This window comes from Micrococcus sp. CH7, assembly GCF_001595485.1.
Classification (GTDB): domain Bacteria; phylum Actinomycetota; class Actinomycetes; order Actinomycetales; family Micrococcaceae; genus Micrococcus; species Micrococcus luteus.
In genome coordinates this window covers 71,832-97,610 of the sequence record NZ_LOSQ01000046.1, presented here as the reverse complement: position 1 = coordinate 97,610, position 25,779 = coordinate 71,832, and the positions used below count along the sequence as shown (strand labels likewise).

Annotated in this window: 25 protein-coding genes and 1 riboswitch; of the genes, 14 read left to right on the top strand and 11 right to left on the bottom strand. The window is 73.3% G+C overall.

Translation table 11 applies throughout. The features are described from left to right. The first annotated feature begins 64 nt into the window (after positions 1–64). Positions 65–1,006 carry an endonuclease domain-containing protein gene (locus AUV08_RS11360; RefSeq protein ID WP_061867532.1) on the top strand — a complete coding sequence of 314 codons (942 nt, stop codon included), beginning with the start codon at positions 65–67 and terminating at the stop codon, positions 1,004–1,006. Between the two features lie 100 nt (positions 1,007–1,106). Here AUV08_RS11360 and AUV08_RS11355 read toward each other — a convergent pair whose 3' ends face one another. After that, entirely contained in the window at positions 1,107–2,321 is a 1,215-nt protein-coding gene (locus AUV08_RS11355; protein ID WP_036316105.1) for an acyl-CoA dehydrogenase family protein, read from the bottom strand. A 126-nt stretch (positions 2,322–2,447) separates the two neighbouring features. Between AUV08_RS11355 and AUV08_RS11350 the strand changes: the two genes are divergently transcribed. Then, positions 2,448–3,053, top strand: a complete 606-nt coding sequence (locus AUV08_RS11350; RefSeq protein ID WP_036341145.1) for a TetR/AcrR family transcriptional regulator — start codon at positions 2,448–2,450, stop codon at positions 3,051–3,053. 10 nt (positions 3,054–3,063) lie between these two features. Here the strand turns inward: AUV08_RS11350 and AUV08_RS11345 are convergent, their stop codons facing one another. The 3 genes from AUV08_RS11345 to AUV08_RS11335 form a co-directional block, all read right to left on the bottom strand. Beyond that, positions 3,064–3,699 carry a GNAT family N-acetyltransferase gene (locus AUV08_RS11345; protein ID WP_061867533.1) on the bottom strand — a complete coding sequence of 212 codons (636 nt, stop codon included), beginning with the start codon at positions 3,697–3,699 and terminating at the stop codon, positions 3,064–3,066. Positions 3,700–3,798: 99 nt separating this feature from the next. Further along, positions 3,799–4,122: a putative quinol monooxygenase gene (locus tag AUV08_RS11340; RefSeq protein ID WP_010079505.1), complete on the bottom strand. Its 324-nt coding sequence runs from the start codon at positions 4,120–4,122 to the stop codon at positions 3,799–3,801. Next, entirely contained in the window at positions 4,119–4,583 is a 465-nt protein-coding gene (locus AUV08_RS11335; protein ID WP_044659066.1) for a DUF4126 domain-containing protein, read from the bottom strand. The genes AUV08_RS11340 and AUV08_RS11335 overlap by 4 nt, the downstream gene beginning before the upstream one ends. Before the next feature lie 131 nt (positions 4,584–4,714). On the opposite strand from AUV08_RS11335, the gene AUV08_RS11330 reads away from it, so the two are divergent. The 3 genes from AUV08_RS11330 (at position 4,715) to AUV08_RS11320 (ending at position 7,248) form a co-directional block, all read left to right on the top strand. Next, the gene (locus AUV08_RS11330) at positions 4,715–5,560 is read left to right on the top strand and encodes a hydroxymethylpyrimidine/phosphomethylpyrimidine kinase (protein ID WP_061867534.1); all 846 of its coding nucleotides are present in this window, start codon (positions 4,715–4,717) and stop codon (positions 5,558–5,560) included. Between the two features lie 56 nt (positions 5,561–5,616). Continuing rightward, complete coding sequence (locus AUV08_RS11325; RefSeq protein ID WP_036316111.1) at positions 5,617–6,672, top strand: hypothetical protein; 1,056 nt, start codon at positions 5,617–5,619, stop codon at positions 6,670–6,672. Between the two features lie 90 nt (positions 6,673–6,762). Beyond that, positions 6,763–7,248 carry a hypothetical protein gene (locus AUV08_RS11320; RefSeq protein WP_002856696.1) on the top strand — a complete coding sequence of 162 codons (486 nt, stop codon included), beginning with the start codon at positions 6,763–6,765 and terminating at the stop codon, positions 7,246–7,248. 250 nt (positions 7,249–7,498) lie between these two features. Here AUV08_RS11320 and AUV08_RS11315 read toward each other — a convergent pair whose 3' ends face one another. Beyond that, positions 7,499–8,758: a sensor histidine kinase gene (locus tag AUV08_RS11315; RefSeq protein WP_044659069.1), complete on the bottom strand. Its 1,260-nt coding sequence runs from the start codon at positions 8,756–8,758 to the stop codon at positions 7,499–7,501. 21 nt (positions 8,759–8,779) lie between these two features. Beyond that, positions 8,780–8,953 carry a hypothetical protein gene (locus AUV08_RS12105; protein WP_002856694.1) on the bottom strand — a complete coding sequence of 58 codons (174 nt, stop codon included), beginning with the start codon at positions 8,951–8,953 and terminating at the stop codon, positions 8,780–8,782. A gap of 151 nt (positions 8,954–9,104) precedes the next feature. Between AUV08_RS12105 and AUV08_RS11310 the strand changes: the two genes are divergently transcribed. Beyond that, positions 9,105–9,788 (top strand): response regulator transcription factor, encoded by a 684-nt coding sequence (locus AUV08_RS11310; RefSeq protein ID WP_061867535.1) that lies wholly within the window; start codon positions 9,105–9,107, stop codon positions 9,786–9,788. A gap of 11 nt (positions 9,789–9,799) precedes the next feature. Here the strand turns inward: AUV08_RS11310 and AUV08_RS11305 are convergent, their stop codons facing one another. From AUV08_RS11305 to gcvP, 3 genes are all read right to left on the bottom strand, one after another. Beyond that, a complete protein-coding gene (locus tag AUV08_RS11305; RefSeq protein WP_002856692.1) occupies positions 9,800–10,633 on the bottom strand; it encodes a thermonuclease family protein in 834 nt (277 codons plus the stop codon). 117 nt (positions 10,634–10,750) lie between these two features. Beyond that, entirely contained in the window at positions 10,751–11,917 is a 1,167-nt protein-coding gene (gene gcvT, locus AUV08_RS11300; RefSeq protein WP_044659070.1) for a glycine cleavage system aminomethyltransferase GcvT, read from the bottom strand. Between the two features lie 13 nt (positions 11,918–11,930). Beyond that, the gene (gene gcvP, locus AUV08_RS11295) at positions 11,931–14,867 is read right to left on the bottom strand and encodes an aminomethyl-transferring glycine dehydrogenase (RefSeq protein ID WP_061867536.1); all 2,937 of its coding nucleotides are present in this window, start codon (positions 14,865–14,867) and stop codon (positions 11,931–11,933) included. A 162-nt stretch (positions 14,868–15,029) separates the two neighbouring features. Further along, positions 15,030–15,146: riboswitch (glycine riboswitch) on the bottom strand. A gap of 201 nt (positions 15,147–15,347) precedes the next feature. Here gcvP and AUV08_RS11290 point away from each other — a divergent pair. Together AUV08_RS11290 and AUV08_RS11285 are read left to right on the top strand one after the other, a co-directional pair. Beyond that, a complete protein-coding gene (locus AUV08_RS11290) occupies positions 15,348–15,719 on the top strand; it encodes an ectoine synthase (RefSeq protein WP_020624813.1) in 372 nt (123 codons plus the stop codon). Positions 15,720–15,802: 83 nt separating this feature from the next. After that, positions 15,803–16,543, top strand: a complete 741-nt coding sequence (locus AUV08_RS11285) for a YoaK family protein (RefSeq protein ID WP_061867537.1) — start codon at positions 15,803–15,805, stop codon at positions 16,541–16,543. On the opposite strand, the gene AUV08_RS11280 is transcribed toward AUV08_RS11285, so the two are convergent. Then, positions 16,518–17,726, bottom strand: a complete 1,209-nt coding sequence (locus AUV08_RS11280) for an acyl-CoA dehydrogenase family protein (protein ID WP_061867538.1) — start codon at positions 17,724–17,726, stop codon at positions 16,518–16,520. The two genes, AUV08_RS11285 and AUV08_RS11280, sit on opposite strands and share 26 nt — an antisense overlap. 150 nt (positions 17,727–17,876) lie before the next feature. Between AUV08_RS11280 and AUV08_RS11275 the strand changes: the two genes are divergently transcribed. Continuing rightward, positions 17,877–19,658 carry an AMP-binding protein gene (locus AUV08_RS11275; protein WP_061867539.1) on the top strand — a complete coding sequence of 594 codons (1,782 nt, stop codon included), beginning with the start codon at positions 17,877–17,879 and terminating at the stop codon, positions 19,656–19,658. A gap of 78 nt (positions 19,659–19,736) precedes the next feature. Then, on the top strand, positions 19,737–20,294 hold the full coding sequence (locus AUV08_RS11270) for a MarR family winged helix-turn-helix transcriptional regulator (protein ID WP_044658711.1): 558 nt from the start codon (positions 19,737–19,739) through the stop codon (positions 20,292–20,294). 29 nt (positions 20,295–20,323) lie between these two features. Here AUV08_RS11270 and AUV08_RS11265 read toward each other — a convergent pair whose 3' ends face one another. Then, entirely contained in the window at positions 20,324–21,097 is a 774-nt protein-coding gene (locus AUV08_RS11265; RefSeq protein WP_061867540.1) for an SDR family NAD(P)-dependent oxidoreductase, read from the bottom strand. 180 nt (positions 21,098–21,277) lie between these two features. Between AUV08_RS11265 and AUV08_RS11260 the strand changes: the two genes are divergently transcribed. The 4 genes from AUV08_RS11260 to AUV08_RS11245 are packed head-to-tail and all read left to right on the top strand — an operon-like array spanning position 21,278 to position 25,734. After that, positions 21,278–22,804: a CoA-acylating methylmalonate-semialdehyde dehydrogenase gene (locus tag AUV08_RS11260; protein ID WP_061867541.1), complete on the top strand. Its 1,527-nt coding sequence runs from the start codon at positions 21,278–21,280 to the stop codon at positions 22,802–22,804. A 34-nt stretch (positions 22,805–22,838) separates the two neighbouring features. Continuing rightward, positions 22,839–23,756, top strand: a complete 918-nt coding sequence (gene mmsB / locus AUV08_RS11255) for a 3-hydroxyisobutyrate dehydrogenase (protein ID WP_061867542.1) — start codon at positions 22,839–22,841, stop codon at positions 23,754–23,756. Next, positions 23,753–24,550: an enoyl-CoA hydratase gene (locus AUV08_RS11250; protein ID WP_061867543.1), complete on the top strand. Its 798-nt coding sequence runs from the start codon at positions 23,753–23,755 to the stop codon at positions 24,548–24,550. Before mmsB ends, AUV08_RS11250 begins: the two co-directional genes overlap by 4 nt. Then, positions 24,547–25,734, top strand: coding sequence for an enoyl-CoA hydratase/isomerase family protein (locus AUV08_RS11245; protein ID WP_061867544.1), 1,188 nt, complete (start codon positions 24,547–24,549; stop codon positions 25,732–25,734). Before AUV08_RS11250 ends, AUV08_RS11245 begins: the two co-directional genes overlap by 4 nt. Positions 25,735–25,779 lie beyond the last annotated feature (45 nt).

Sequence of the window (25,779 nt, the reverse complement as noted above, 5' to 3'; positions counted from 1 at the left end):
CTCGCCCTCCACGGCCCTCGCCGTCGCGGCACCGGGTCCGCCCATGGAAGGAGAGGGTGGCAGCATGGTCGCCCCTCCTCCGCACGACGACGCCGCCCTCAGCCCCGTCTTCCCGGTCGCCGCGGGGCTGCAGGCCGGCCTGACGGCCTCGCAGCTGCGCGGCCCCCGGTTCGACGCCCCGCACCACGGGCTGCGGCACACCGCCGGGGGTCAGCCCTCACTGGCCGACGTCGTCCGCGCCCTCCAGCGGACGAACCCCGGCACCGCGGCCACCCACGCCACCGCCGCTCGCCTCTGGGAGATGTGGCTGCCGCGGCAGTGGGAGCGCGGCCCCATCCATCTGGCGCGCACGCGGGCCGAGGGCGGGGCGCCGCGCCGCAGCGGCGTCGTCGGGCATGAGCTGCACCCGCAGGACCCCGTGCTGGTGCGTGCCGGGGTGCGGATCACGACGCCGGCCGCCACCTGGGCGGCGCTGGCGCAGCTGGGTCTGCCGTTGGCCGACGTCGTCGCCGCCGGGGACAGCCTGCTGCAACGGGCGGACGGCCCGGCCGGCCGGCGTCGCCCCGGCGAGCATCCGCGGTGCACCGTGCGTGATCTGGAGGCGGAGGTGCTGCGGGTGCGCGGGAGGCGAGGGACGCGGACCCTGCGAGCGGCCCTGCCGCTGCTCAGGGACGGCGCGGATTCGAGGGCCGAGACGCTCCTCCGACTGGCGCTGGCCGACGCGGGTGTGCCGGAGCCGGAGGTGAATCCGCTGCTGATGCTGAGCGACGGGTCCACCGTCCGGCCAGACCTGGTGTGGCGGGAGGCCCGTGTCTGCGTGCAGTACGAGGGCGATCATCACCGGACGGACCCGCAGCAGTGGCGCCGTGACATCGAGCGCGACCGCCGGATGCAGGCCGAGGGGTGGATCGTGCTGCGCGCGACCGCCAGCGTCTTCACCCAGCGGGGCCTCGACGCCCTGCTGCGCGACCTCGCCGCCCACCTGCGGCTCCCTCTGCGTGCGTGAGCCAGATGAATCGGCCGCCGAGCCAGACGAATCGGCGGCAGGGGGGCGTGCGCACCAGCAGAAATCTCTGGCTCACGCCGCCGCCCCCGCTCGCGTCATCTCACACGAACGCACCGACCCCCGTGATCTCGCGACCGATGATCAGCCCCTGCACGGTCTCGGTGCCCTCGTAGGTGTGGATCGCCTCGATGTCCGCGAAGTGGCGGGCCACCTCGTTCTGGATGAGGATGCCGTTGCCACCGAGCAGGTCGCGCGCGTTCGCGGCGATGGACCGCGCGGCGCGCGTCGCCGAGTACTTGGCCATGGACGCCATCGGCCCGGTGAGCCGGCCCTCGTCCTCGAGCCGGGTCGCGCGCAGCACGAGCAGCTGCACCTGGGTGAGCTGGGAGAGCATCTCGGCCAGACGGGTCTGCACGCTCTGGGCGGCGGCCAGCGGCCGGCCGAACTGGACGCGCTGCCCCGCGTACTGCACCGCCGCCTCGTAGCAGCCCACGGCCTTCCCGAGGGCGGACCACGCCACGCCCACGCGCGTGGCGAAGAGGACGCGGGAGGTGTCCTTGAAGGAGCGGGCCTCGGGCAGGACGTCGGCGTCGGGCACGAACACGCCGTCGAGGGTGATGTGGGCCTGGTCGATGGCCCGCAGCGCGACCTTGCCCTTGATGACCTCGGCCGTGTAGCCCTCGGACTCCTGGCGCACGATGAACCCGCGGACCTTCTCGTCCTCGGCGCTGCGCGCCCACACCACGGTCACCCCGCCGGCGGCCCCGTTGCCGATCCACTTCTTGTGCCCGTGCAGCCGCCAGCCGCCGTCGACGCGCTCGGCGCGGGTCTCCAGCGAGACCGAGTCGGAGCCGTGGGTCGGCTCCGTGAGGGCGAAGGCGCCGTAGAGCTCGCCGCGCGCCATGGCCGGCAGGTGCTCGGCACGCTGCTCCTCGCTGCCGCACAGCTGGATCGAGCGCATGGCCAGACCGCCCTGCACGCCCGTCATCGTGGCGATCGAGCCGTCCAGGCGCGAGAGCTCCATCATGGCCAGGCCCGCGGCCACGCGGGAGATCTCGGGCAGCCCGTCCACGGGGACGCCGTCGCGCAGCAGGTCGGCCTGCCCCAGGCGGGCCACGAGGTCCAGCGGGTACTCGTGACGGTCCCACGCCTCCCGGATCCGGGGCAGCACGTCCGGCTCGAGGGCGAAGGCGCGGGCTCGACGCCACACGTCCTTCTCGGCGTCGGAGACGTCCGCGAGCGCCAAGTAGAAGTCGGTGTCCAGCGGCGTGGCGACGTCGTACTCGGGCTCGACGGTGGGCAGGGTCTCGGTCATGGTGGCCTCCCGGGCGGGGTCGGAGAGATGGGTGTGTCCGCCATCACCCTACACCAACTGACACGCCATCTCACAGAATCAGACGCAGTCTCACCTCCTCTCCGCGCCCGTGGCACCATGGCCCGCATGACGACGCCCGCCGAGGACACCCTCACCGCCCTGATCCACCTGCTGGACCGCGAGGGCTACGACGCCGTCACGGCCGACCAGCTCGCCCGCCAGGCCGGCATGAGCCGGGCCAGCTTCTTCCGCCACCTCGGCGGGAAGGAGGAGGTGGTCTTCGCCGACCACGCGGCGCTGCTCGCCCGCCTGGACGACTTCCTGCGCGGCACCTCCCTCGGCGTGCGGGAGGCCCTGGAGGAGGCGGTCCTCCAGGTCTTCCGGCATCACACCGCCGATCCGGACCGGGCCCGGGCGCGCTCCCGCCTGCTGCGCGGCTCCCAGGCGCTGCGCACGCGCGAGCTGCTCACCTCGCACCGCTACACGGAGCTGTTCTCCGGCTGGCTCGCCACGGCCCTGCCGGACACGCCCGCGCGCGGCGGGGTCGCCGTCGGGCTGGCGGCGGCCGTGGTGGCCGTCCACAACCGCGCCCTGCGGGCGTGGCTCCACGCCCCGGCCGACGACGCCGAGGCCGGCCTGCGCGCGGACCTCGCGGAGGTCATCGCGCGGCTCACGGCCGAGCCGGCCGAGGCCGAACGAACGCTCGCCGCCGTGCGCCGACTCGTGGGCTGACGCCCCGCCCTCAGCGGCCGGCGACCTGCGCGTTCTCCGCCCCGAACGCGGGCGGGTAGCGGAACTCGCCGGCCGGCACCTCCGCGCCGTCCTGGAGCGTGAGGATCTGCAGCGCCTCGGGTTGACGCGCGAAGGCCGCGTGCACGCCGTGCTCGGAGGCCTGGTGGAAGCCGAACTTCGCGTAGTACTCGGGCCAGCCGTAGACCACCACGACCTCCTCGCCGTCGGCCTGCGCCTTCTGCAGCAGGGCGTTGACGAGCGCGGTGCCGGCGCCCTCGCCCTGGTGCTCGGGCAGGACGCCGTGCGGGGCGAGGGCGAGCACCTCGGCGTCGTCGATGTGGGCCCGGACCAGGGTGCCGTAGCCCATCGGGTCCGACTGCAGGTCCGTGCCGGGGATCGCGGCGGTCATGGCCACGAGGGAGTACTGGGGCAGCCAGCCCTCCGCGCCGTCGGCGAGCGCCTCGACGAGGTCGGCCTCGGCCGTGGACGCGAAGGCGAGTTCGGCGATCTGGCGGACGGCGCGGCGGTCCGCCGGATCGTCGTGATCGGCCTCGCGGGTGGACCAGCGGTGACCGAGATCCTGGCCGGCGGGGACGTGGGCGGCGCGGTAGCCGGGGGTCTGGGTGCTGTTCTGCTCGGCGCTCATGCGCTCACCGTAGCCAGGGTGTGACCCCGGATACAGGGACGGCGCCCTGCGTCACGCTCGTGACGCGGGCGCCGTCGCCTCCTCCGGCCGGGGGCGGGCTCAGTCGATCTGCAGCTCGCCCATCGGGCCGAAGCCCTCCGCACCGACCTGCTCGGAGATGATCTGGGGCGTGCTCGCCAGCAGCGGGCGCATCGCGTCCAGGCCCTCCTGGAAGTGCGGGGACGCGACGTGGGCCTGCGCACCCTCGTCCGTGAACCCCTCGAGCAGGAAGTACTCGTTCGGGCCGCCTTCCACCGGGCGGTACCACTCGAAGAACAGGTTGCCGGGCTCGGAGCGCACGTCCGCGGTGTACTTCGCGACGGCGTCCATCCACTCGTCGGCACGCTCGGGCTGGACGGTGAACTTCAGGTTGATGAGGATCATGCCGTCCATTCTGGTCCACCCGGCACGGCCGCGGCACGGCCTCGCGTCCGCCGCGCGCGGAACCGCCGGGCCAGCAGCCACAGGCCCACGACGACGGCGACCACCAGCACGGCGACCAGCACCGGCAGGAACAGCGCGGCCGCGACGAGGCCGGCCGCCGAGACGTCCTCGGCCGCCGAGAGCACGGGCGCGGCGGCCCCCACCGTGACCGTGTCGGCTCCCACGACCGTCTGGACGACGTCGTTGACCGCGTCCACCCCGGGGATCTTGTCCGCGACGAGCTCGAGCGCGAGCAGGGCGCCGAGGATCCAGAGGGAGGCGTCGGCGGAGAGCCACGTCCACCCCGCGGGCAGGTCGACGAGCCCCGTGAACCGGTCCAGCAGACCCAGGGCGAGCAGGGGGATGTAGGCGTTGAGCCCGGCCGAGGTGGCCAGGCCCGTGCCGGTGAGGAACTCGAGCACGTCCGTCCCCGTCCTTCGCGGGTCGCTCGGGGCGCCCGGGCGGACGCTCCGGGTCCGAGGACCCTCGTTCCCCGGTGAACACCGCCGGCCGTCGGGCGCTTCCCGTCCGGGGTCGGTCCTACCATGGGCGCATGCCCCAGACCGCTCACTCCCCCCAGCACTCCGCCTCCGCCCCCGCGCTCGCCCTGACCATCGCCGGGTCCGAGGCCACCGGCGGCGCCGGCGCCCAGGCCGACCTCAAGACGTTCCAGGAACTCGGCGTCTTCGGCATCGTGGCGCTGACCTGCATCGTCTCCTTCGACCCGGAGGACGACTGGAACCACCGCTTCTTCCCCGTGCCCACCGAGATCCTCCAGCAGCAGCTCGACGCCATCCAGGGCGACTACCCGGAGCGGCTGCGCACCGTGAAGCTGGGCATGCAGGGCTCCCCGGAGGTCATCCGCACCTCGGCCGCGGCCCTGCGCCGCGCCGAGTGGGACCACGTGGTCCTGGACCCCGTGCTCATCTGCAAGGGCCAGGAGCCGGGCCACGCCCTGGACACGGACCAGGCGCTCAAGGCCGAGCTGCTGCCGCTGGCCACCTTCACCACCCCGAACCACTTCGAGACGGAGCAGCTCTCCGGCATGACCGTGCGCTCGGTCGAGGACCTGACGGCGGCCGCTCGGCGCATCCACGAGATCTCCGGCGCGGCCGTCCTGGCCAAGGGCGGGATGCACCTGCCCGGCCCGGACGCCGTGGACGTGTTCGTGGACGGGGACACCGTGGATGTGCTCTCCGCCCCGAAGATCGGCCAGTCCGGCGTCTCTGGTGCGGGCTGCTCGCTCGCCGCCGCCGTCACCGCCGAGTTGGCCAAGGGTGCCACCACGCTCGAGGCCGCGCGCCGCGCCAAGGAATTCGTGCGAGCCGGCATCGCGCAGGCGGTGGAGGGCCGCACGCCGTTCGCCGCCCTGTGGCAGGGCGGCCTGCGCTCCGCTTGAGCGCGCACGTGGGCCGCTGACTCGTCCTGAGCCGGGCGGTGCGCCACACTGGGGGCATGAAGCTCCCCTCCCCCGCCCCTTCCGCCCCCGGCGAGGTCCACCACTCGGCGTCGTCCGTTCCCGTCGACGGCGTCGAGGCCGTCTTCCCCGCGCTGCGCCAGCGCGCCCTCGCCCCGGGCGGCCGGCTCTACGGGCTGGCGGCGGCGGCCGCGGTCGGCGGGCTCACCCTGCTGGATCCGCACGCCCGCCGAGGGCGCGAGCGTCGGGCCCTCGCAGAGCTCGAGGCCGCCGTCAGCGGCACGGTCCTCGCGGCCGAGACCGCCAACGCCCTCCACACCGCCGCGATCGCCGACGGCGAGGTGGCCCCCTCCCCCGCCGCGCGTGCCCTGCGCGGGCTCGGCGGGCTGGCCGTCGGCGGCGCGGTCGCGGCGGTCGCGCTGCGCACCGCCGGCCTGAACGACCGGATCGACGGCGCCGTGGTGCGCGGGCTCCAGCGGGTCGGCGTCCCCGCCCCGCGCGTCGCGCTGGCCGCAGCGGCCTCCCTGGCGATGCTGCTGGCCAACGAGGACGCCCGCCGGACCCGCCGCGACGCCGTCGAACTCGCCGTCACCGGACCCGCCGGCCTGGACGAGGACCCGGTCGACGAGGTCGAGCCGGAGGCCACCGCCGAGCTGCCGGTCGAGGTGCGCGTGCTGCTCGAGACCCTGCTCGACCCGGCGCTGGCCGAGGGCCGGGACCTGCCCGGGGCTGAGGCGCTGCGCTCCCAGCTGCCGCACGCGCGCACCGTCGCCTCGGTGGCCGAGGCCATCCGTGAAGCCGGCGAGGTCCCGGACTGGGTGCCGCTCGTCGTCCAGACCGACGACGACGTCCGGCGCGCGGTGCCGAACGACTGCGTCTGGCCCGTCCGCGGCCGCTTCGCCTCCGGATCCGCCGGAGGACACGAGCTCGAGCTGCGCCTGCAGGTGATCGACGGGGAGATCGGCGCCCTGACGGTGACCCTGCCCGCGGACGCCGAGGCGGACAGCGACGCCTGGGACGCGTTCCAGGAGATCGAGTCCTTCCCCGGCGTCGAGGACCTGGCCTTCCACGTGGACGGCGACCGGCGCGCCTGACCGGGAACTCTCCCGGGGCCCGTCCAGCCCGGCCCACTACAGTGGGGACCCGCCCGACGTCGTCGATCCCCCTCCCGGAGAGTTCCCGCCATGACCACCCCCGCCCCGGTCGCGTCCGCCGCCCGTGCCCGTCGCCGCGCGGCCCGTTCCGGCCCCCGCCCGCAGCTGCGCATGGGACTGAACGGGTTCCTCGTGGCCTGGCTGCTGCCCAACCTCGTGATGGCCGCCGTGGTGGCGGTCCTGGCCGTGGTCCCGGGCCTGCAGGCCTTCGGCAGCCTGACACCGCTGCTGACGGTGGTCGGGGTCGCCGGGCTGGTGGTGGGGCTGCCGCTGTGCCTGCTCGTGAACTGGGCGTTCCGGCACGTGCTCAACCAGTGGGTCCACGTGCTGGCGTACGCGCTGATCGGCATGCTCTACGGCCTGGTGGTGCTCACGCAGGGCGCGGCGGGCATCCTGCCGATGCTCATCCCGGTGATCGGATTCCCGGCCGCCGTGCTCATGGCCCTGGGCCGGACGGCGGCCCGTCCCCTCGTCCGCACGGTCACCCCGGAGCCCTCGCCCGCCGAGCCGGCCTGAGCACGCCCGCAACGAGAAAGGACGATGGCCGGATGGCCATCGTCCTTCTCGGAACCGCGTCCGGGGCCCGCATCCCCTCAGGCATGTATCCCGGCTCGTGATTCGCACTGTGCACCGTCTCAATGGGGCATGACCCACTCTAGGAGGGACGACGGCGCCCCCGACAGTGGCGGATGGTGCAGACTTTCGGGCGATGATGTGAGGCAGCTCACATGGACGTGGTCCATGACGGTGCCGGCGCCGGCCTCAGTCAGACGGACCGGGGGAGCACCGCGCGCACCCGCCACCCCCAGCCCCCCGGCCCGGCCTCGATCGCGCCGCCGAAGGTGGCCACGCGATCCCGCATGGAGTTCAGGCCCACACCGGAGGAGTTCCACTGCGGCGGGCCGGACCGCTCGGCGACGGTGTTCTCCACCGCGAGCACCACGTCCGACCCCGCGTCGCGGAGTTCGATGCGCACGCGCGCGCCCTCGCCGGCGTGCTTGGCGACGTTCGTGGTGGCCTCCTGGAGCACCCGGTGCAGGGTGGACCGCACGGAGATCGGCATCGCGTTCTGGTCGCAGCGGACGTCCGTCTCCACCGTCATTCCGAGACTGCGCAGCTCCTCGGCCAGGCGGGCCACGGACAGGACCGGATCCGCGGACGTCGCGCCGTCCGCGTCCCCCGCGGCGCCCGGCTCACCGCTCGGGTCCACGATCCCGTCCTCCTGGAGGACGGAGAGCATGCGCCGCAGGTCCCGCAGCGCGTCCTTCGCGGAGTCCCCCACCACGTCCAGCACGCTCTGAGCCGCCTCCGGGGTGCCGAGGTAGCGTGCCGTCCGGGCCTGCATCGAGATGATCGTGAGGTTGTGCGCGACCACGTCGTGCAGGTCGCGGGCCAGGGAGCGACGCTCGGCCTCGGCAGCCAGCCGGGCCCGTTCCTCCGCCTCGAACACCCGGCGGCGATCCCGCTCCCGCCGGGTCAGGCTCTCGCGGATGAAGAGCCCGCCGCCGAGGCCCATGGACATGAGCAGCAGGATGAACCACGTCGCGTTCGCCTGACCCACCGCGAACGGCTGGGCGACGCCCCAGGTCAGCGCCAGGACGGCGGCCGTGACGACGAACCCCCAGGAACGGGCGGTCGCCGCGACGGCCCCGAGGACCACGGGCGCGACGACGGCGAAGAGCACCTCGGAACCGCCGACGACGGTCGCGACGGCCCCGGGCAGGAGCAGGGCGAAGCCCACCGTGCTGCGCCACCACTGGGCGAGGAAGGCGCTGGTCGCCGACGCGATGGCGATCCCGTCCAGGACCGGGATGACGCCGTGGCCCGGGCCGAACAGACCGATGTCGGACGCGGTCGAGGCGAGCAGGAACGCCGACCCGAAGGCGAGGTAGACGCGGCTCAGCGGCGCCGCGGCCCAGAACGCGCGCCACCGCAGGCTGCGCGCCTGACGCCACGCCGAAGAGCGGCGCGCCCGGGAGGGCGCGCCGCTCCGGACGGAGGGGGTCGATGGGCTCGAATCAGGCATCGGGGGCGGACCGCCCCGGGGTCAGTCGCACCAGATGCCGAAGTGGCGGCACGTCCACTCCGCAGTGCCTTTGCCGAGGCCCAGGGTCGTGACGACGTCGTCCTCGGCCGAGGCCGCCGAGGCGGCGGCGGCCGGAGCGCCGACGAGGGTGGAGGCGAGAAGGAGAGCGGAAGCGAGGAGAGCGCGAGTCTTCATGGCCCCAGTATGTATGACGCCCGTCACAAATGGTGCACGCCGCGCACAGGCCGCGCCGCGGCATGGCGCAGATGACGGCCGGCGGGCACCCCGGCCTCGCCCCGACGCCGACAAGGTGGCATGCGCCACAGCACCGGTTACGCTGACCTGCGTGTCCGAAGAGCTGCGCATCCTGATCGCCGACGACCAGCCGCTCATGAGCGGCGCGCTCCGCGTGCTCGTCGACTCTGCCCCCGGCATGACCTGCGTGGGTGTGGTCGCCAACGGCGTCGAAGCCGTGGAGGCGTGCGCCGCCATCGAGCCGGACGTGGTCCTGATGGACATGCAGATGCCCCTGATGGACGGGGTGGAGGCCACACGCCGGATCAAGGACACCCACCCCGCGATCCGGGTCCTGGCGATCACCACGTTCACGTCCGAGGACTACCTCGTGCCGGCCCTGCGCGCCGGAGCGGGCGGCTACCTCCTCAAGGACGCGGAGCCGCCGGCCATCCTGGGCGCCATTCAGGCCGTCCATCGCGGCGAGTCCGTGCTCTCCCCCGCCGTGGCGACCAAGCTGCTCGTCTCGATCGAGCGGGACCGGCCGACGGTGGGCCCCACCTCGGTGCAGCCCGGCAGCCCCGACGGCTCCGACCTCACCGAGCGGGAGCTGGGCGTGCTGCGGCTGCTGGCCAGGGGTCAGTCGAACCCGGAGATCGCCGCGAACCTCTTCGTCTCCGAGTCCACGGTCAAGGCCAACCTCACGCGGATCATGGCCAAGCTGGAGGTCCGCGACCGCGTCCAGCTGATCATCCGGGCGGCCCAGCTCGGGCTCGTCACCCTCGCCCTGGACTGAGCGCGGCGGGGTCAGCCACGGGCCGCGATCTCGTTGCGCCGCGTGTTGAGGTCCTTCAGGACTTGCATCCCGTGCTCCACCACCGGGTCCGCCTCGGCCAGGAGCGACTCCTTGGCCGGCCCGTAGGCGAGGTCGGCGAACGTGCCGTTCTCCGGGTCGAGGGCCCGGATCTCCTGCTGCACCAGGCGCACCTGGTCCAGGCCGGCCGCGTACTCCACCGCTCGCTCGTCGATCTTCGTCAGGGACGCCTCCGCGTCCTCCGGGATCTGCTCCAGGGCGAACTGGGCCTCGTAGAGCCGGTTCTGGTACGTGCAGGGCTCCTCGATGTCGTAGAGCCCCACGCCGCGACCCACGGCCTCCTGATTGGCCTGGGCGATCTCCTCCGCCAGGCGCTTGCCGACGGCGACCTCCGTGGGGGCGGCCATGCCGGCCTCCGCCATGGCCACGTTGACGGTGCCGCCGCCGATCGAGATGACCGCGCTCTCCATCCCCTCGGGCGCGCCCTCGTCCGAGGTGGTCATGCTCGCGGTCGCCCCCTGCGGGAGCCGATCACGCAGCCAGGCGTAGGACTCCTCCCCCATGCAGAGGTTGGGGCCGACCTTGAGGCCCTCGGGGTTGCGGCCCGCGCTCGTGACGCCGGCGAGGACCACGGTCCGCTCGGTGCCGCCTTGGTTCACCACCACGGTGTTGCCGTCCAGCACGGTGACGATGTCCACGCGGGCGGCGTCGGCGGCCACGCCGCGGAGGACGGTGACGATGCCCAGCAGGAGCAGGACGGCGGCGACGGCGAGGAAGACCAGCAGCCCCTTCAGGGGGACCCGGGCACGGGCGGCGACGTGAGTCATGCGGACTTCCTGCAGGTGGACGGCGGGACGGGGGGCCGCGACGACGGCCCGGAGCCCGAGTCTAGCGAAGGGCCCCGGGACCGCCGAGCGGCGGGCCGAGGGACGGCTGCGTCGGGCTCAGCGCTCCCGGCGGTAGAACGGCGTGGCCACCACGGTGAACGGCTCGCCGCGGCCGCGCAGGTCCACCTGCAGGGACGTGCCCTCGGCGGCCACGTCGCGGCGGACACGGGCCAGGGCGATGGGGTGTCCGAGGGTCGGGCTGGGGGCGCCCGAGGTCACCTCGCCCACCCGCTCGCCGGACTCGTCCAGCACGGCGTAGCCGTGCCGGGCGGCACGCCGACCCGCGCCCTGCAGCCCCACGAGGACCTCCTCGACGTCGTCCCTGCCGACCAGCGCGGATCGTCCGACGAAGTCGGCCTCCTTGCTCGCGGGCACCGCGAAGCCGACGCCGGAGGCGTGCGGCTGGTGCCCGGTGTCCAGCTCGTTGCCGTAGAGCGGCATGCCCGCCTCGAGGCGCAGCGAGTCCCGCGAGGCGAGCCCGCACAGCGTCAGCTCCACGCCCGCCTCGTCCGCGGCCGAGAGCATCGTGTTCCACACGGCGGAGCCGCGGTCGCCGGCCTCGGCGGTGGAGGCGGCGGGCAGGAACAGCTCGAAGCCGTCCTCACCGGTGTAGCCGGTGCGGGCGACGACGGCGATGACGTCACCGGCGTCCGTGGGCACGGTCAGGGTCAGGTGGCCGTAGTACTTCAGCTCGGCCAGCTGCGCCGCGGCCTCCGGCATGGCCCGGGCGAGGATCCTCTCGGCCTGCGGGCCCTGCACGGCCACGAGGGCGGTGGTCGAGGACTCGTCCTCGACGACGGCGTCCCAGCCCGACGCCCGCTGGTTCAGGGCGGTGTGGACCGCGGCGATGTTGCCAGCGTTGGGCACCACCAGGTAGTCGGGCTCGGAGCCGGCCTCGCCGTCGTCCATCCGGTAGACGATCGTGTCGTCGAGGATGGTGCCGGCGTCCGTCAGGCACAGGGCGTACTTGGCGCGGCCGGGCTTCAACGTGGAGAGCACGCTCGAGAGGGCGTGGTCCAGCATGGCCCCGGCCTCCGGGCCGGTGACCCGGATCTCGCCCATGTGGGAGAGGTCGAACAGGCCTGCGGAGGTGCGCACGGCCTTGTGCTCGGCCAGCTCGGAGCCGTACTTCAGGGGCATGTTCCAGCCGCCGAAGTCCGTGAACGTGGCGCCCGCGGCCTCGTGGACCGGGTGCAGCGGGGAGTTGCGCGTCGAATCGCTCATGGGGGTGATCCTCTCAGTCCTCGTCGGCGGTGTCGGCCACGGCGTCCTCGAACGCCTCGGGCGGCGGGCACGAGCACACGAGGTTGCGATCGCCGTAGGCGCCGTCGATGCGGCCCACCGGCGGCAGGTACTTGTCCAGACGCAGGCTCGGCACCGGCGTGCCCGCCTGGGCGCGCGAGTAGGGGCGATCCCACTCGTCGGCCATCAGGACGTTGAGGGTGTGCGGGGCGCGGCGCAGGACGGAGTCCGCCACGGTCTCCGGGGTGACGGCGGTGATCTCGGCGTGGATGGCCTCCATGGCCTCGATGAACCGCTCGATCTCCTCGAGGTCCTCGGACTCGGTGGGCTCCACCATGAGCGTGCCGGCCACGGGGAACGCCAGGGTGGGGGCGTGGAACCCGTAGTCGATGAGGCGCTTGCACACGTCCTCGGCGGTCACGCCCGTGCGGGCCGTGAGCTCGCGCAGGTCGAGGATGCACTCGTGCGCCACGAGGCCCTCGTTGCCCGTGTACAGCGTCGGGTAGAGGGGCGCGAGGCGGCGGGAGATGTAGTTGGCGCCCAGCAGCGCGTGCGCGGTGGCGGAGCGCAGGCCCTCGGCGCCCATCAGGTGGATGTAGGCCCAGGAGATGGGCAGCACGCCGGCCGAGCCGTGCGGGGCCGCGGTCATCAGGGCCTCGCGGGAGGGCAGGTACGGCACCAGGTGCTCGCCCACCGCCACGGGGCCCACGCCCGGGCCCCCGCCGCCGTGCGGGATGCAGAACGTCTTGTGCAGGTTCAGGTGGGAGACGTCTCCGCCGAACTCGCCCGGCTGGGCCAGGCCCACGAGCGCGTTGAGGTTGGCGCCGTCGATGTACACCTGGCCTCCCGCGGCGTGCACCGTGGCGCAGACCTCTTTGACGTCGGCGTCGTACACGCCGTGCGTGGAGGGGTAGGTGATCATGATGGCCGCGATGCGGCCCTCGTTGGCCGCGATCTTGGCGTCCAGGTCGGCGGCGTCGATCGTGCCGTCGTCGGCGGTGGCGACGACGACGACCTTCAGCCCCGCCAGCACGGCTGAGGCCGCGTTGGTGCCGTGGGCGGAGGCCGGGATCAGGCAGATGTCCCGCTCACCCTCACCGCGGGCCAGGTGGTACTGGCGGATGGCCCACAGGCCCGCGAACTCGCCCTGCGAGCCGGCGTTCGGGGCCACCGAGACGCCCGCGTAGCCGGTGATCTCGGCGAGCTTGGCCTCGAGGTCCTCGATCAGGAACCGCCAGCCCTCGGTCTGGTGGTCGGGCGCGAACGGGTGGATGGAGCAGAACTCGGGCCAGGAGATGGCCTCCATCTCCGCGGTGGCGTTGAGCTTCATGGTGCATGAGCCCAGCGGGATCATGGTGCGGTCCAGCGCCAGGTCGTAGCCGGAGAGGCGGCGCAGGTAGCGCAGCATCTTCGTCTCCGAGTGGTGGGTGTTGAACACCGGGTGCGTCATGAACGCGGAGGAGCGGCGCAGCGACTCCGGCACGGCCGGGGTGGCCACGGCGCCCTCGTGCGCGGAGGCCGGCAGGGAGCCCGCGTCCAGGCCGAACGCCGTCAGGACGGCCACGAGGTCGGCGTCGACGGTGGTCTCATCGGCCGCGATCCGCAGGGTGTCCGCGTCCACCAGGCGCAGGTTCACGCCGTTCTCCTCGGCGGCCTGCAGGACCTGCTCGGCCCGGCCGGGCACGCGGACGGTGATCGTGTCGAAGAAGTGCTCCTCGGCGACCTCGACGCCGCCGGCCCGCAGCGCCTCCGCCAGGCGGACGGCCTGGGCGTGGGCGTGGCGCGCGATGCGGGCGATGCCCTGGGGGCCGTGGTAGACGGCGTACATCGAGGCGACGATCGCCAGCAGCGCCTGGGCGGTGCAGATGTTGGAGGTGGCCTTCTCGCGCCGGATGTGCTGTTCGCGCGTCTGGAGGGCGAGGCGGTAGGCGGGCTTGCCGGCGTCGTCGTGGGAGACGCCCACGAGGCGGCCCGGCATGCTGCGCTGCAGGCCCTCCTTCACGGCCATGTAGGCGGCGTGGGGGCCGCCGAAGAACAGGGGCACGCCGAAGCGCTGCGTGGAGCCGACGGCGATGTCCGCGCCCTGCTCCCCGGGCGGGGTGATCAGGGCGAGGGAGAGGATGTCCGCCGCGACGGTCACGAGGGCGCCGGCCTCCTTGGCCTGCGCGATGACGGCGGCGTGGTCGTGGATGCGGCCGGAGTCGCCGGGCTGCTGCAGCACGACGCCGCACAGGCCCTTCTCCTCGACCTCGGCGCGGACGTCCTGGGGGATGCCTGCGGAGAGGTCGGCCACGCGCACGTCGATGCCCACGGCCTCGGCACGCAGGCGCACCACGGAGAGGGTCTGCGGGAAGAGGTCCGCGTCGAGGAGGGTGACGCCGTCGGTCCTGCGACGGTTGGCGCGGTGCATGAGGAGCACGGCCTCGGCGGCGGCGGAGGCCTCGTCCAGCAGAGAGGCGTTGGCGATGTCCAGGCCGGTGAGGTCCTGGACCATCGTCTGGTAGTTCAGGAGGGCTTCGAGGCGGCCCTGGGAGATCTCCGGCTGGTACGGCGTGTAGGCCGTGTACCAGGCCGGGTTCTCCAGCACCTTGCGGAGGATGACGCCCGGGGTGACGGTGTCCGAGAAGCCCTGCCCGATCATCTGGGTCTTCATGACGTTGCGGCCGGCGATCTCGCGCAGCTGCTCCAGGACCGCGGACTCGGTCAGCGGGGCGGGCAGCTCGAGGGGCTTCGGCTGGCGGATGCCGGCGGGGACGGCGGTGTCCACGAGGGCCTCGAGCGAGTCGTAGCCCAGGGTCTGCAGCATGTGCTCGACGTCCGCGGGGCGCGGGCCGATGTGGCGGGCCACGAAGGGGGCCGAGGCGGTGTCCTTGGGCTCGACGCGCTCGTGGGGCAGCGCGGTCGTGCTCTCGGTGGTCTGGGGGCTGGTCACGGGGTACCTCCGGGGGGATCCTGCCGTGGTCACGGCGTGGGTCTGCTCCTCCCCGCTCTGTCATGGACCTGAGAGTTTCCGACGCCCGGGTGGGCGGCTTGCACCGTCGGTGGTCTCGGTCCGGACGCGGGCGCGGCGGAGTGAGACGCTTTCCAGAGCGCCTGACCCCACGCGGTACGGATGCCTGAGAGATTCCCGGGGAGGGTTTGCTCCTTCGGCGGCCTGCTCACGCGGCCGGCCGGGGCAGGACGCGCGCCGACGCTCTCCCGCGCGGGGCATGCGGCGTGCCGCCAGTATCCCACACGTGTACGCCGCGTCACAGGGCGCCCGGGAGGGGCCGGACGGGGCGTGTCGAAGGCTTTCGTTGATGAAACGGGCGCCCGGGAGGGGTTGAGTCGCCCCACGCGCCCGTGCCTACCGTGGCGAGGACGGGCGGGCGTGTTCCTCCGCCCCGGAGCCGACCGAGGGAGCGATCCACCCATGTACACCCGCAGCCGGAACGACGTCGAGAAGGTCGAGTGGGGCGGAGGCACCTCCGAACGCCTCATCACCGCGAAGGACGAGATGGGCTTCGCCGTCGCCCACACGATCGTGCGCGCCGGATCGTCCTCGAAGCTCCAGTACCGCAACCACCAGGAGGCCTGTTACTGCATCGCGGGCAACGGCTCCGTGGTGGAGCCGGACGGCACCGTCCACGAGATCACGCCGGGTGTCATCTACGTCCTGCCGGACCACGAGCCGCACGACCTGCGCGGCGGCACCGAGGACATGCACCTGATCTCGGTGTTCAACCCCGCCATCACCGGCGACGAGAAGCACACCCTGTCGGAGGACGGCTACTCCAGCTACTGAGCCCGGGCACGGTGACGGGAGGCGTCGACGACGGCGCCTCCCGCGTCGGCGCCGACGGCGGCGTCCGGTCGTAGGGTGGCGGGGTGCTCAACCTGTGCGCCCCCGAGCGCACCGTGCGCCGCAACACCCACCTGGCGCTGGTGCTGACCGCGATCGCGGGGATCCTCAACTCCGTGGGCTTCGTCGCCGTGGCCACGTACACGTCCCACATGACGGGGATCGTGGCGTCCATGGCGGACGCGGCGGTCCTCCACGCCCCGGGTCTGGTCGGCACGGGCCTGCTCGCGCTGGCCATGTTCATCCTGGGCGCGGTCGTCTGCGCGCTGGTGTTCAACTGGGGCCGGGTCAACGGCCTCCGGTCGCGGTACGCCAACATCCTCCTGCTCGAGGGCGTCGGCATGCTGGTGTTCGGCCTGCTCGCCGAGCACGTCCGCGATGCGCACCGGCCGCTGGTCGTGGTGGCCGTGCTGTGCTTCACCATGGGCCTGCAGAACGCCTTGATCACCCGCATCGGGGCGTGGCCGATCCGCACCACGCACGTGACGGGCATGGTCACGGACATCGGCGTCGAGCTCGGCAAGATCCTGTACCGCAACGGCCCCGGGGCCGCGGCCCCCGTCGTCGGGGAACCGCGGCGCGTGGGACTGCTGGCGCTGCTCGTGGCCCTGTTCTTCCTGGGCGGGGTGGCGGGCGCGGCCGGCTACCTCTGGCTGGGCTTCGAGGTGGTCATCCCGGTGGCCGGCGTGCTGCTGCTCATCGCCCACCGCCCGCTGATCCAGGACCTGCAGGACGCGTGGCTCACACGAAGGCCGAGACGCCGGTGAGGGCCCGTCCCACGATCAGGGTGTTCATGCCGTAGGAGCCCTCGTAGGAGTAGATGGCCTCCACGTCCCCCATGATCTTGGCGATCTCGTGCTCCGTGAGCAGGCCGTTGCCGCCGAGGGCGTCGCGGGCGAGCGCCGCCGAGGACCGGGCCAGCCGGGTCGAGGTGGCCTTGGCCATCGCCGCGTGCATCATCTCCATCCGCCCCTCCTGCCGCAGGGCGTCCACCTGGAGCATCATCCCGGCGGAGGCGGCCAGGTTGCCGGCGACCTCGGCGATCTGGGCCTGGATCAGCTGGAACGCGGCCAGTGGGCGGCCGAACTGCTCCCGCCGCAGCGCGTAGGAGCGCAGCACGTCCAGCACGCCCATCTGCGCGCCGACGCCCTGCCAGCCGACCCACATGCGCGAGTCGCGCAGCAGGGCGCGGGTGGCGGCGAAGGTGGTGGCGCCGGGCAGGATCGCGTCCGCGGGCAGACGCACGTCCAGGGTGATGTCCGCGTTCTGCATGATCCGCAGGCCCATCTTCCCGCTGATCTTCGTGGCCTCGTAGCCGGGGGTGTCGGTGGGCACCACGAAGCCCTTGATCTCGCCGTCGGCGGTGTCGCGCGCCCAGACGAGCGCGACGTCGGCGATCGTGCCGGCCCCGATCCAGCGCTTGGCGCCGCGGATGACCCACTCGTCGCCGTCGCGGGTGGCGGTGGTGGCGAGGCCGCCGGCGATGTCCGAGCCGTGGTCCGGTTCGGTGAGGCAGAACGCGCCCAGGGCGTCGAAGGATTCGAGGCGCCCCTGCCACGTGGCCTTCTGACGCTCTGAGCCCAGGCCGGCGATCATGCCGAGGTTGAGCTCGTTGTGGATGCCCACGAGGGCGGACAGGGACAGGTCCACACGGGCGATCTCCGCGTGCACGAGCTGCTGGAACAGCGAGGACGAGCCGTCCAGGACGAGGCGCCCCAGACCCAGCTCGGCCAGGCCCGGCAGCAGGTCGAACGCGAACTCCTCGGCGTCCCAGTAGCGGGTCAGGTGTGGCCGCACGCGGGTCTGCAGGTGGTCCTCGATCGCGTCGAGCCGGGCACGCTCGACCGGTTCGAGGCGGTCCCGCAGGCGCAGCAGGTCCACGTGGGGCAGGCCGGGGGGGACGGCGGGCGCGCCGGTGGCGGGGAGGGGGCGGTCGGCGAGGGCGGTCATGGCTCTCCTTCGGGGGCGGTCCGACGACGGCGGGCGGTTTCACCGAGAATCCGACTGTAGGACTTCCAACTATCCAGGTCTGACAGTAGTGTTCCAGATCACAGACCCCCGGCCAAGGATCCGTTCAGCAGCCACCCCGAGGAGGGACCCATGACCGTCCAGGACCCCACCGCCGTCGCCGCCCCGTCGCCGACGGAGGTGTTCCGCGCGGCCCGCGACCTGCTGGTCGAGTGCCAGACCGACGACGAGCGCGCCCGCGCCGAGTTCGAGTGGCCCCGCTTCGAGCACTTCAACTTCGGCTTCGACTGGTTCGACCGCCTGGCCCAGGACCCGGCCCGCGCGGACGTGCCGGCGCTGATCATCGCCGAGGACGACGGTCGCAGCACCGAACGCACCTTCGCCGAGCTCTCCGCGGCCTCCAACCGGGTGGCGAACTGGCTCTCCGCGCAGGGCCTGCGCCGCGGCGACCGTCTCATCCTCATGCTGAACAACCAGGTGGAGCTGTGGGAGTTCATGCTCGCCTGCATCAAGCTGCGGGTGGTCATGGTGCCCACCACCACACAGATGACCTCCGGGGACCTCGAGGACCGGGTGACGCGCGCCGGCGCCGCGTGGGCCGTGGCCGGCGCCGAGGACCTGGCCAAGTTCGCCGGCGTCGGCGAGGACCTGCACCTGGTGCACGTGCCGGGCGTCTTCGCGGAGGGCCCGGCGCGCCGCGCCCCCGAGGTCGCCGGCCACACCGTGCTCTCCTACGACGACGCCGACGACGCCGCCACCGAGCTGACCCCGGCCGAGCCGACCCCCGCCGACGAGACGCTGCTCTTCTACTTCACCTCGGGCACCACCTCGAAGCCGAAGCTCGTGGAGCACACCCACACCTCGTACCCGGTCGGCCACCTCACGACGCTCTACTGGATCGGTCTGGAGCCGGGCGACGTGCACCTCAACGTGGCCTCCCCGGGCTGGGCCAAGCACGCGTGGTCCAACTTCTTCGCCCCGTGGATCGCGGAGGCCACGATCTTCGTGCACAACGCCCGCAAGTTCGACCCCGCGGCCCTGATGGCCAACATGGAGCGCTACGGCGTCACGAGCTTCTGCGCCCCGCCCACCGTGTGGCGCATGCTCATCAAGGCGGACCTGGCGCAGCTGACGACCCCGCCGACCAAGACCATCTCCGCGGGCGAGCCGCTCAACGCCGAGGTGATCGACCAGGTGCACAAGGCGTGGGGCACCACGATCCGCGACGGCTTCGGGATGACCGAGACCACCCTGCAGATCGCCAACACCCCGGGCCAGAAGGTCGTCATCGGCTCCATGGGCCGCCCGCTGCCCGGCATGGACGTCACCCTGCTCGACCCGCTCACGGGCCAGGAGGCCGAGGAGGGCGAGATCTGCCTGCGCCTGGACCCGCGTCCGGTGGGCCTGCTGAAGTCCTACTACGGCAACCAGGAGAAGACGGACGAGGTGTTCCGCGACGGCGTGTTCCACACCGGTGACATCGCCCGCCGCGACGAGAACGGCGTGCTGACCTATGTGGGCCGCGCGGACGACGTCTTCAAGTCCTCGGACTACAAGGTGTCCCCGTTCGAGCTGGAGTCGGTGCTGGTCAAGCACCCGGCCGTGATGGAGGGCGCGATCGTCCCCACCCCGGACGAGCTGCGACTGGCCGTGCCGAAGGCCTTCGTCACCCTCGCCCCGGGCCATGAGCCCACCGCGGAGACCGCCCGGGCGATCCTGCAGTTCACGCTCACCCAGCTGCCCCCGTACAAGCGCATCCGCCGCATCGAGTTCCTCGAGCTGCCGAAGACCATCTCGGGCAAGATCCGCCGCGTGGAGCTGCGCAAGGCCGAGGTCGAGCGCGCCCAGACGGGCGCCGCCCCGGACGGCTGCGGCACCGAGTTCCGGGAGGAGGACCTGGACCTGCAGCGCTGACCGGCCGTTCCCCGCCACCGCCCCGTCCGTGTCCGGCGGTGGCGGGGGACCCCCGGTGCGCCGCTAGTCTGGAGCGCCATGAAGAAGCCACCCCTCGCCCAGGACCCCATCCGGGAGGCCGCCCGGAACTGGGAGCGTCACGGATGGGGTGACGTCGCCCGCCCGATGGCCGCCATCACCTCGATCATGCGGGCCCAGCAGATCCTGCTGGGTCGGGCGCAGGCCGCGCTCAAGCCCTACGGGCTCACCTTCGCGCGGTACGAGCTGCTGGCGCTGCTGAACTTCTCGCGCGAGAAGCGGATGCGGATGTCCAAGGCGTCCGCGCTCCTGCAGGTCCACCCCACCTCGGTGACCAATGCGGTGGACCGGCTCGAGGCCGCCGGGCTGGTGGAGCGCACCCCCCACGAGTCGGACCGCCGCGCGCTCGTGCTCGCCCTCACGGACGAGGGCCGGCGCGTCGCCGTCGCCGCCACGGAGACGCTCAACGCCGAGGTCTTCGGCCGCTCCGGCTTCGATCCGGCGGACGTGGACACCCTCATCGACGTCCTCGGCCGGTTCCGCGCCGAGGCCGGTGACTTCGAGGCCGACGGCCCCGACGCCGGTGCACCCGCGACGGCGGAGCACACCTCCTCCTGACGCGCTCCCCGGCCTCCGGACCGTCCGGCTCAGCGGGGCTCGAGGCGCACGGCGCCGTCGAGCCGGATGACCTCGCCGTTCAGGAACGGGTTGGACACGATCTGCTCGACGAGCAGCGCGTAGTCCTCGGGTCGGCCGAGGCGGGCCGGATGCGGGGTCTTGGTGGACAGCGCCTCGCGGGCGGCCTCGGGCAGGCCGGCCATCATGGGCGTCTCCATCAGACCGGGGGCGATCGTGACCACGCGGATCTGCGAGGAGGCGAGCTCGCGGGCCGCGGGCAGGGTCAGCGCGACCACGGCGCCCTTGGAGGCGGAGTACGCGATCTGGCCGATCTGCCCGTCGTAGGCCGCCACGGAGGCGGTGTTCACGATGACGCCGCGGTCCTCGCCGAGCGGCTCCTGCGCCTTCATCGCGGCGGCGGCCTGGGCCATCATCGACACGGTGCCGACCGTGTTGATCGCCAGGACCCGACTGAGCACCTCGGCGGACAGCGGCCCGTCGCGACCCACGAGCTTGCCCGGCGTCGCCACGCCGGCGCAGTTGACCAGCACCCGCAGCGGCCCGGCCTCCAGCGCGGCGGCCACAGCCTCCCGGGCGGTGCCCTCGTCGGTGACGTCGCCCGTCACGAAGCGCGCGCGGGGGCCGAGGGCGGCCACGGCGTCCGCGCGGACGGTCTCGCGCTCGCGGTCCGGCAGGTCCACCACCACGACGGCGGCGCCCGCGTCGGCCAGGCGGCGGGCGGTGGCGTGGCCGAGGCCCGAGGCCCCGCCGGTGACGATCGCGCTCTGGTTCGACAGGTCCATGGACGGACCCTCCCTTCCTCCTCGGGATACCCCCCGAGTTCGATAGTTGCATGTCCTACGTTCTCATCCTAGATTAGCGGATGAGTAACCCAGATCACACGCACGGCCGGGCCTGCCACGCCCGCCGTGGGCGGCGCCGAACGATGTCCGCCCTTCCGCCTGGACCCGCGAGGAGCTACCATGTCCGAGAAGACCGCGCCCACCGAGACCGCCCCCGTGATCCCCCACTTCGTGCACGGCGAGCGGCGCGAGGGCGCCTCCGGCCGGCACAGCGACGTCCACCACCCGGCCACGGGCAGCGTGGCGGGCCGCGTGCCGCTGGCCTCCGCCGAGGAGATCGACGCCGCCCTGGCCTCCGCCGAGGAGGGCTTCGCCGCGTGGTCGGCGCTGAATCCGCAGCGCCGCGGCCGCATCCTGCTGCGCTGGGTCGACCTGATCAACGAGAACATGGACGAGCTGGCCACCGTGCTCGCCCAGGAGCACGGCAAGACCTTCCCGGACGCCAAGGGCGACATCCAGCGCGGCATCGAGGTCGTGGAGTTCGCCGCGGGCGCCCCGCACCTGCTCAAGGGTGAGTTCACCGCCGACGCGGGCACCGGCATCGACGTGCACTCCATCCGCCAGCCGCTCGGCGTGGCCGTGGGCATCACGCCCTTCAACTTCCCGGCGATGATCCCGCTGTGGAAGGCCGGCATCGCCCTGGCGGCGGGCAACGCGTTCGTCCTCAAGCCCTCCGAGCGCGACCCCTCCGTGCCGGTGCGCCTGGCCGAGCTGGCCCTCGAGGCCGGCATGCCCGCCGGCGCCCTCAACGTGGTGCACGGCGACAAGGCGGCCGTGGACGCGCTCATCGAGGACCCACGCGTCAAGGCCGTCGGCTTCGTCGGCTCCACCCCGATCGCGCAGTCCATCTACGCGCACGCCGGCCGCATGGGCAAGCGCGCTCAGTGCTTCGGCGGCGCCAAGAACCACGCCGTGGTCATGCCGGACGCGGACCTCGAGATGGCCGCCGACGCCCTGGTCGGCGCCGCCTTCGGCTCCGCCGGCGAGCGCTGCATGGCGATCTCCGTGGCCGTCCCGGTCGGCGAGGAGACCGCCGACCGCCTGATCGCGCTGCTCCGCGAGCGCGTGAAGGACCTCAGGGTCGGCCCGTCGCTCGAGGCGTCCTCGGACTTCGGCCCCGTCGTCTCGAAGGACGCGAAGGAGCGCATCGAGGGCTACATCGCGGCCGGCGTCGAGGCGGGCGCCGACCTGGTCGAGGACGGCCGGGGCGTCGTCGTCGAGGGCCACGAGGACGGCTTCTACGTGGGCGCCACCCTGTTCGACCGCGTCACCCCGGAGATGAGCATCTACCGCGCGGAGATCTTCGGCCCGGTGCTCTCCGTGGTCCGCGCGAAGGACTACGAGGAGGCGCTCACGCTCGTGAACGAGCACGAGTTCGGCAACGGCGTGGCCATCTTCACCCGCGACGGCGACGCCGCCCGCGACTTCTCCACCCGCGTGGACACCGGCATGGTCGGCGTGAACGTGCCGATCCCCGTGCCGATCGCCTACTACACCTTCGGCGGCTGGAAGGCCTCCGGCTTCGGCGACCTGAACCAGCACGGCACGGACGGGCTGAAGTTCTACACCAAGACGAAGACCGTCACCACGCGCTGGCCCTCCGGCGTGCGCGAGGGCGCCAGCTTCGTGATGCCGGCCGGCTCGTGACCGCCCCGCAGCCCGTCCCGACCAGGAGGACCCCATGACCACCGTTCTGTTCCTCGGCCTCGGCCACATGGGCGGCCCCATGGCCGCCAACCTCGCCGCCGCGGGCCACCGCGTGCTCGGCTTCGACCTCGTCCCCGAGGCCCTCGAGAAGGCCCGTGCGGCCGGCGTCGAGACCGTCACGGACACGGCCGCGGCGGCCGCGGAGGCCGACGTCGTGCTGACCATGCTCCCCCACGGACGCCTGGTGCTGGAGGTCTACCGGGGTGAGGACGGCGACGGCGGCCTGCTCGCCGCCGCCCGGCCCGGCACCGTGTTCCTGGACTGCTCGACCATCGATGTCGCCGAGGCCCGCGAGGCGGCCGCGGCGGCGGAGGCGGCGGGCATGCGGGCGGCCGACGCGCCGGTCTCGGGCGGCCAGGTGGGCGCCGAGGCCGGCACCCTCGCCTTCATGGTGGGCGCCTCGGACGAGGTGTACGCCGAGGTGCTGCCGCTGCTCGAGGTCATGGGCGCGCGGATCGTGCACTGCGGGGCCGCCGGCCTGGGCCAGGCCGCGAAGATCTGCAACAACATGGTGCTGGGGGTCACGCAGATCGCCGTCGCCGAGGCCTTCGTCCTGGGCGAGCGCCTGGGCCTGCAGCACCAGGCCCTGTATGACGTGATGAGCAAGGCCTCCGGGCAGTGCTGGTCCCTGACCACCAACTGCCCGGTGCCCGGCCCCGTCCCCGGCTCCCCCGCGAACCGGGACTTCCAGCCCGGCTTCGCCGGCGCCCTGATGGCCAAGGACCTCGGGCTCGCGCTCGCGGCCCTGGACGAGCAGGGCGTGGCGGCCGACCTGGGCCGCCTCGCGCAGGCCAAATACGCCGAGTACGCCGCCGGAGAAGGCGCCGCCCGCGACTTTTCCGGCATCATCGAGGACATCCGAGCATCACACACGGACAGGAGCGAGGCATGAGCGAGCAGACCACCCCGGACGGCGCCGAGTCGCCGATCATCGTCGAGCGGCAGGGCCGGGTCGGCCACATCCGCCTGAACCGGCCGAAGGCCCTGAACGCGCTGAACGAGGCGACGATGCGTGCCGTCGTCGCGGCGGTGCAGGAGCTGGACACCGACCTGGAGATCGGGGCGATCCTGCTCTCCGGCTCCCCCAAGGCGTTCGCCGCTGGCGCGGACATCAAGGAGATGGCCACCAAGGAGTTCTCCGAGATGTACGCGGCCGACTGGTTCGCCGGCTGGGACGGGCTCACCCGTGCCCGCACCCCCATCGTGGCGTGCGTGACCGGCTACGCCCTCGGGGGCGGCTGCGAGCTGGCCATGATGGCCGATGTGCTCGTGGCCGGCGAGGGCGCGAAGTTCGGCCAGCCCGAGATCAACCTCGGCGTCATCCCCGGCATGGGCGGCTCCCAGCGCCTGACCCGCGCCGTGGGCAAGGCGAAGGCCATGGACATGATCCTCACCGGCCGCATGATCGGGGCGGAGGAGGCCGAGCGCATCGGACTCGTCTCCCGCGTGGTGGCCGACGAGAATGCCCTCGAGGAGGCGCTGGAGGTGGCCGCGACCATCGCGTCCAAGTCCAAGCCGGCCTCCTGGATGGCCAAGGAGGCCGTCAACGCCGCGTTCGAGACCACGCTCGCCCAGGGCATCGCCTTCGAGCGCCGCGTGTTCCACGCCGCGTTCGCCACGGCGGACCAGAAGGAGGGCATGGACGCGTTCGCGGCGAAGCGCGAGGCGGGGTGGCAGCACCGATGAGCGACGCGCAGACCACCGCGACGACGGCCCCCGCGGCCGGGCAGGACGGCGCGGCGGACGAGGTGCTCCTCGAGGTCCGCGACGGCCTCGGCCGCATCACGCTGAACCGTCCGCGCGCCCTGAACGCGCTGACGCAGGACATGGTCCGGGCGATCGACGCGGCCCTGACCGACTGGGCCGCGGACCCCGCCGTGCGCGGCGTGCTGATCCGCGGCGCCGGGGAGAAGGGACTGTGCGCCGGCGGCGACGTCGTCTCCCTGCGCTCCTCGCTCCTGGCCGGGCGGTTCGCGGAGGCCGAGGAGTTCTTCCGCGACGAGTACGCGATGAACGAGCGCATCGCCACCTACCCCAAGCCGTACGTGGCCTTCATGGACGGCGTCGTCCTGGGCGGCGGCATGGGCGTGTCCGTGCACGGCTCGCACCGCGTGGCCACCGAGCGGACCCGCGCCGGCATGCCCGAGACGGCGATCGGGTTCACCCCCGACGTCGGCGGCTCCTTCCACCTCGCCCGCGCACCCTTCCAGGCGGGCCGGCACCTGGCCGCGACCTCGGCGCATGCCTCCGGGTCCGACGCGGTGGCCCTGGGCCTGGCGGACGTCTTCGTGGAGTCCGCCCGGCTGGACGAGCTCGAGCAGGCCCTCGCCGCGGCGTTCGGCGCCCTCGGCTCGGCCGCGGACGCGGGCGCGCGCGACGAGGCCGCCTTCGCCGCCGCCGACGAGGTGCTGGCCCGGTTCGCGGTGGCCGAGGACGCACAGCCCGCCTCCGCGCTGGTGGCCGGCCGGGAGTGGATCGAGGACGTCTACGACCGGGAGACGGCCGCCGAGGTCCTCGCCGCCCTGGACGAGCGCGCCGCCGCGGGCGGGGAGCACGCCGAGGCCGCGGGGCAGGCCGCCGAGGCCATCCGCACCAAGTCCCCGACCGCCGTCGCCGTGGCCCACGAGGCCCAGCGCCGGCTGGCCGCGCGCGGAGCGGACCTGACCGTGGCCGACGCACTGCGCCAGGAGTTCACGATCGCCACCCACCTGATGCGCGAGCCGGACATGGCCGAGGGCATCCGCGCGCTGCTCGTGGACAAGGACAAGGATCCGACGTGGAGCCCGGCCCGGCTCGAGGACGTCTCGACCGAGGACGTGGCCGGGCACTTCGAGCCCGTGTCCGGGGTGGACCCGCTGCAGCTCGGCTGAGCCCGCCCCGACGGACCGCGCCCCGTGGTCCCGTGTGGGGACCGC